Annotated in this window: 5 protein-coding genes; 2 read left to right on the top strand and 3 right to left on the bottom strand. The window is 65.3% G+C overall.

The window, feature by feature from the left end:
* Positions 1 to 294 precede the first annotated feature (294 nt).
* The 3 genes from SH809_12330 to SH809_12320 form a co-directional block, all read right to left on the bottom strand.
* Complete coding sequence (locus tag SH809_12330) at positions 295 to 1,281, bottom strand: polyprenyl synthetase family protein (GenBank protein ID MDZ4700486.1); 987 nt, start codon at positions 1,279 to 1,281, stop codon at positions 295 to 297.
* Positions 1,282 to 1,506: 225 nt separating this feature from the next.
* On the bottom strand, positions 1,507 to 2,535 hold the full coding sequence (locus SH809_12325; GenBank protein MDZ4700485.1) for an iron ABC transporter permease: 1,029 nt from the start codon (positions 2,533 to 2,535) through the stop codon (positions 1,507 to 1,509).
* Positions 2,532 to 3,449: a helical backbone metal receptor gene (locus tag SH809_12320; GenBank protein MDZ4700484.1), complete on the bottom strand. Its 918-nt coding sequence runs from the start codon at positions 3,447 to 3,449 to the stop codon at positions 2,532 to 2,534. The genes SH809_12325 and SH809_12320 overlap by 4 nt, the downstream gene beginning before the upstream one ends.
* A gap of 143 nt (positions 3,450 to 3,592) precedes the next feature.
* Here SH809_12320 and SH809_12315 point away from each other — a divergent pair, with 143 nt between their 5' ends.
* Together SH809_12315 and SH809_12310 are read left to right on the top strand one after the other, a co-directional pair.
* Positions 3,593 to 5,071 carry a sigma-54 dependent transcriptional regulator gene (locus tag SH809_12315; protein ID MDZ4700483.1) on the top strand — a complete coding sequence of 493 codons (1,479 nt, stop codon included), beginning with the start codon at positions 3,593 to 3,595 and terminating at the stop codon, positions 5,069 to 5,071.
* A gap of 89 nt (positions 5,072 to 5,160) precedes the next feature.
* A complete protein-coding gene (locus SH809_12310) occupies positions 5,161 to 5,700 on the top strand; it encodes an SPOR domain-containing protein (GenBank protein MDZ4700482.1) in 540 nt (179 codons plus the stop codon).
* Positions 5,701 to 5,840: the final 140 nt, after the last annotated feature.

Here is a 5,840-nt window from a genome sequence, read left to right as displayed (position 1 = left end):
TCGGGTTATCGGTTGGCGTCGTCGGGTTATCGGTTGGCGTCGTCGGGTTATCGGTTGGCGTCGTCGGGTTATCGGTTGGCGTCTGCATGGCGCCGGGTTACGCCGCGTTGACATGGCGCCGGGTTACGCCGCGTCGGCGTGGTGTCGGGTTACGCCGCGTTGACATGGCGCCGGGTTATCGGTTGGCGTCGGCGATATATCGGGTTACGCCGCGTCGGCGCGGTATCGGTGGCGTTGGCGTGGCGCCGGGTTACGCCGCCTGTTGGGCGGCTAACCCGGCCTACGTTTTGCGTTTTACGTTTTTCGTTGCACGATGTAATGCGACAACCCCACCATCGCCGCCCGGGCTTCGGAATCGGGGAATCGCATGAGGAAGGCACGCGCCTCGCCGGCCAGGGCTTGCATCCGCGCCTCGGCGTAGGCGATGCCGCCGGTTTCATGGACGAACGCGGCGACGGCGCGGATATCCGCCTGGTCCTTCGTCTTCTTCTTTACGATCCGCAGGATCCGCCGGCGCTCGGCGGGGCCGGCGCGTTCGAGGGCCACGATCAGCGGGAGGGTCATCTTGCGCTCCTGCAGGTCGATGCCCAGCGGCTTCCCCACATCATCCCCCCCGAAATCGAACAGGTCGTCGCGGATCTGAAACGCCAGGCCGAGGTGCTCACCCAGGGCGTTCATCGTTTCGATCTGGCCAACATCGTCGGTCGCGCTGAGGGCCCCGATGGTGGTGCAGGCAGCGATGAGGGAGGCGGTTTTGTCGGAGATGATGCGGAAGTAGGTGGCTTCGTCGATGTCCAGCTGCCGGGCCTTCTTAAGTTGCAGCAATTCCCCCTCGCTCATGCGGCGGACGGCGTCGGAGAGGGCATGGAGCATGGCGTAATCGCGGTGCTCCAGCGCCAGCAGCAGTCCGCGACTTAGCAGGAAATCCCCGAATAACACCGCGGCTTTGTTTTTCCAGATCGCGTTGATCGATAACATCCCCCGCCGGCGGTCGGCCTCGTCAACCACGTCGTCGTGCACCAGCGTCGCGGTGTGCATCAACTCGACGAGCGCCCCGCCCCGGTACGAGGCGTCCGTCACGCCGCCACAGACCTTCGCGCTCAGCAACACGAGCAGCGGGCGGATGCGCTTGCCCTTCTGTCGCAACACATACCGGGTGATGGTGTTCAGCAGCGCGGTGTCCGACTGCATCGACTCCCGGAAGTACCGGTCAAACGCCCGCATTTCCGCGTCCACCGGGGCCTGGATGGCCGTCAGAGAGCGCGGTACAGGCGTTGCCACGGGAGGTGTCTCCAGGGCGGGGGCGTCAGGGTAGGGCGCGTCGGACATGGCTGGCTTTCAAAAAAAATTGAAAGTTTTGGTTTATATACAAACCACGCGGAAAGAAGGTTGCCGGGGAGATGACAATGAATTTTAACAAGGTGACGTTACGTATAGATGGCCAGAAAAAGGCGAAAATGTCGGTTTTCAACCCGTAGAGACACGAAACATCGTGTCTCCGCACGTTCACCCAAACCGATACCCCTTCCGGCGGATCAAATACAGGAAAAACGGGACGCCGCACAGGGCGGTGACGATGCCAATGGGCAGCTCGGTGGGGTAGAGGAGGAGGCGCGCGGCGGTGTCCGCCCAGGTGAGGAACAACGCGCCGGCCAGGAAACACGCCGGCACCAGCCGGCGGTGGGGCACGCCGATGAGGGAGCGGACGGCATGCGGCACGATGAGTCCCACAAACCCGATGGCGCCGGCGGCGGCGACCAGGCTGCCGGTGACAAACGCGGCCAGCACCAGCAGCACCTGCTTGAGGCGGCGGACGGGTACCCCGAGGCTCGCCGCCGCCTCGTCGCCCAGCAACAAGGCATCCAGCGGACGCGCGAGGGCCATCAACACCGCGGCGCTGCCAACGGAGGCCACCACGGGCAGGCCGAGATCTCCCCAGCGCGCGCCGGCCAGCGAGCCGAGTAGCCAGAACATCACGGTTTTCATCTTCTCCAACTCCGGCGAAGCGAACGTGGCGAACGCGCTGAGCGCGCCCATCAGGGCGGACATCGCCACGCCGGCCAGCAGCAGCCGCACGACGGATACGTCGCCATCCTCCCGGGCCACGAAGTAAACAACGCCCATGGTCATCAATCCCCCCAGAAACGCGGCCAGCGGGAGCGAGAGGTGCAGGGAAAGGATCGGGGGGAGGAATCCCAGATAAAACAACGACGCGCCGGCCGACGCGCCGCGCGACGGCCGGAGGATGTACGGCGCGGGGAGGGGGTTGCGTACGAGCGTCTGCATGGCGATTCCCACTACGGCGAGACCACCGCCTATCGCCAGCGCCAGCACAAGCCGGGGAAGGCGGATGAGCCACACGATCTGGTCGGCGACGGCGTTGGGTGCGGGGGAAGGATCGAGGGTGAGGTGACGCCAGAGCACCTCACTCACCTGGCCGGCCGTGACGCCGCTGTGCCCGAGCCCGAGCGCGGCGATTACGGTCGCGACGCAGGCAAGGATGAGCCCGGCATAGCCGGCGACGACCCGGCTCATGATCCCGCGCCGTCCAGACGCGCGAATATGTCCGGGTGGAGCTGCCGGGCAAGCTGGCGGGCGCCCTCGACGAGCCGCGGCCCGGGGCGCAGGAATAACGAGGGCGCGAAGCGGTAGATCCGGCCGTCGCGGAGGGCCGGCGTGAGCCGCCAGGACGGGTACAGGCGGGCCAATTCGGCGCTCGCCCCTTCCCTCAGTGTCCCGGCGATGACATCTGGCGCGGCGGTGAGGACAAACTCTTCGCTGAGCGTCGGTGCGGGGGTGTCGATCTCGGCCGTGAGGCTGCGTCCGCCGGCGGCGTCGATCATGTCGTGCACGTAGCTGCCCCGGCCGAAGGCAAAGAGGGGATCGGAGCCGATGAGGAACACGACGGAGGGGCGGGTATCGGCGGAGGCGGTGAGGCGTCGGATCTCCCCGTAATCCGCTTCCAGCCGCGCCGCGGCGGAGTCCGCCGAGGCCTGAAGGCCCAGTGCGGCGCCGAGGGTGCGCATGACGCGGAAGACATCGGCCACCTCGTCGAAGTCGAAATACGCGATCGGGATGCCGAGGGACGCAAACAGCTCGGCGTCGCGGGGATTGTTGACCTGGGTGGCGGCGACGAGCAGGTCGGGCCGGAGCGCGGCGAGCGCCTCGAAATCCATGGGGAGCGAGCTGAAGCGGGGCAGGCCCTCGATGGCCGGCGGGTAGTCGTCCGCCACGCTCACGCCCACCACGCGGTCGCCGGCGCCAAGGGCGTAGAGGAGTTCGGTGATGTTGGGGGCGAGTGGGACGATCCGCAGCGGCTGGGCGGCCGGCAGCGGGACACCGATGTCGTCGACGAGCGCGGACACCGGCGCCGGCGGGGCAGCGGGCTGGCACGCCGAGATCCCCGCGAGCGCGATCAGGGAGGCGAGGAAAAACAGGGGTCGAGGCATGCGGGCGGCCGGCGCGTGGAAGGAGTCGTGGTCCTCCTACCCGGGAAGTCCAGCGGCGTTTCGGGGGCCGGTATTCAGTGGCGAGGGACCGCGTGCCAACCGGGGAATTAATTTCCCGATGGCGCCGGCCGATACCCGAGGTGATGGTCGACGGCCGATCCCACCGGCTCCGAACGGGCTTACGCGCCCTGGAAGGTTCACTCATCGAGCAAAACGTGGCAAAAAAACGGATCTACATCGTAGACGACGAGCCGAAGATCGGCGAGTTGTTCGTGAATGTGTTGAACCGCGCTGGCTTCGATGCGCAGGCGTTTGTGAGCCCGCAGGCCATGCTGGAGCGGGTGGAGCGGAACGAAGTGCCGGACGTCATCCTCACCGACTTGATGATGCCGGAGATGACGGGGATCGAGCTCATCCATGCGCTGGCGGATCGGGACAAGCCCGTCCCGGTCATCATCATGACGGCCCATTCCTCCATCCAGTCCGCCGTGGACGCCATGCGCCTGGGCGCGTTCCATTATCTCCAGAAACCCGTAAACCTGGAGGAGATGCGCACCCTGATCGGGAAGGCGCTGGAGTTGTACGATGTGCCCGTCGAGACGCCGGCGCGGCGGGGCGGGGCGGCTAAAAAGGCGGTGTCGGACGAGGCGCTGATCGGCGAAAGCCCGGCGATCCAGAAGATCCGACAACTCGTGCAGACGCTGCGGAACGTCCCGAACACGACCGTGCTGATTCGTGGCGAGACCGGCACCGGGAAGAACCTGGTGGCGAAGGTCATCCACGACACGTCGGTCTACAACGCCGGCCGGTTCGTCGAAATCAACTGCGCGGCGCTGCCCGACAACCTGCTGGAGGCCGAGCTTTTTGGCTACGAACGCGGCGCCTTCACCGACGCTCGCGACTCGAAGCAGGGGCTGCTCGAAGTAGCCGACGGCGGGACGTTATTTCTGGACGAGATAGACTCGATGAGCCTCGCGCTCCAGGCCAAGCTCCTCTCCTTCCTTGAAAGTCGCGTCTTCCGTCGGCTCGGCGGGGTCGATGAGATCAAGGTCACCATCCGGCTCATCTGTGCCACCAACGGCCGCCTTGAAGAGCAGATTGCGGCTCGCAAATTCCGGAGCGACCTGTTCTACCGCATCAACGTCATCAACCTGCGACTGCCGCCGCTGCGGACCATGGGGGACGACCTGCTGGCCATCGCCCGCCGGCTGCTCGCGCAGTTTGCGCTGGATATGGGGCGCCCGCTCGAAGGCTTCACGGCAGATGCCGAGGCGAAGCTGAGCCGGCACAGCTGGCCGGGCAACGTCCGCGAACTCCGCAACGTCCTAGAACGTGCGGCCATTTTCGCACCCGGGGCCCGCGTCACCGCGGCGGATCTCGTCATCGATCCGGTGCCCGTCGAAGCCTTCAACGAGTCAGCTGACGTATTCCGATTCCCGAGCGGCGGCCCCCTCGAAGAGCTGGAAAGATCGTACATCCGCCACATCCTGGGGGGCTCCCAGGCGAGCTACGCCGAAGTGGCCCGGGTACTCGGGATCTCCAAAAAAACGCTCTGGGAGAAGCGAAAACGGTACGAGCTCGACGCGCCGGCCGGGGTCGTGGAAGACGAAGAAGAGGGGTGAACCTTTTGTGAGGCGTGTCGTTTGTGCGGGAAAACCTGTAGATTGCCCCGCGACCCCTCCCTCACCCTCCCCATTGCGTCACCTCCACCATGAGGTCTGCTTTCTTCCCACTTGCGATCTTGATGGCGCTTGCTGTCGCCGGCTGCTCGGGTGCCCGCAATACCGCAACCGGCGTGCCGGAGCAGACGGGGCCCACCATGGAAGAGATTCTCCAGCGCCTCGATGAATACGAGACGTTCGATGTGTCGCCGTACCCGAACGAGTTGATCGAGACCGAGGTGGAGATCGAGCACGTGGTGCCGGAAGCGCTGATGGACAATACGGCCAGCGGCCAGGGTTCGGGCCAGCAACGCGGCTACCGCATCCAACTCGTGTTCGCGCGCGACAAAGCGACGGCTGATCAATCCGTCCAGGAAGTGATCGAATGGTGGCGCGAACAGCAGGCTCTGCGCCCCAACGACCCGCTATTTCGCGGCGAACTGCCCGTCCACAACATCTACCAGCAGCCCTACTACCGCGTCCGCGTGGGCGACTTCACCAGCCGCTCCGCCGCCGAGTCGCTCCTGAGCCTCGTCAAGGACGACTATCCGCGCGCATTTATCGTGGTGGATGCGATAGGGCAAGACTGAAGGCAAGGAAAAAGGAAAAAGGCAAAAGGAAAAAGGGTTTTGGGTAGTGCCCCTTATGGGGGTTGTTGTTCTTTGACGTATCTTCAGGGGTGTTTCATCAGGAGCTCCCCCCATGGAAAACCAGGTTGTTTTCGCCGAAG

The organism is Rhodothermales bacterium, assembly GCA_034439735.1.
Classification (GTDB): Bacteria; Bacteroidota; Rhodothermia; order Rhodothermales; family JAHQVL01; genus JAWKNW01.
This window is presented reverse-complemented; position numbering and strand designations above follow the sequence as displayed.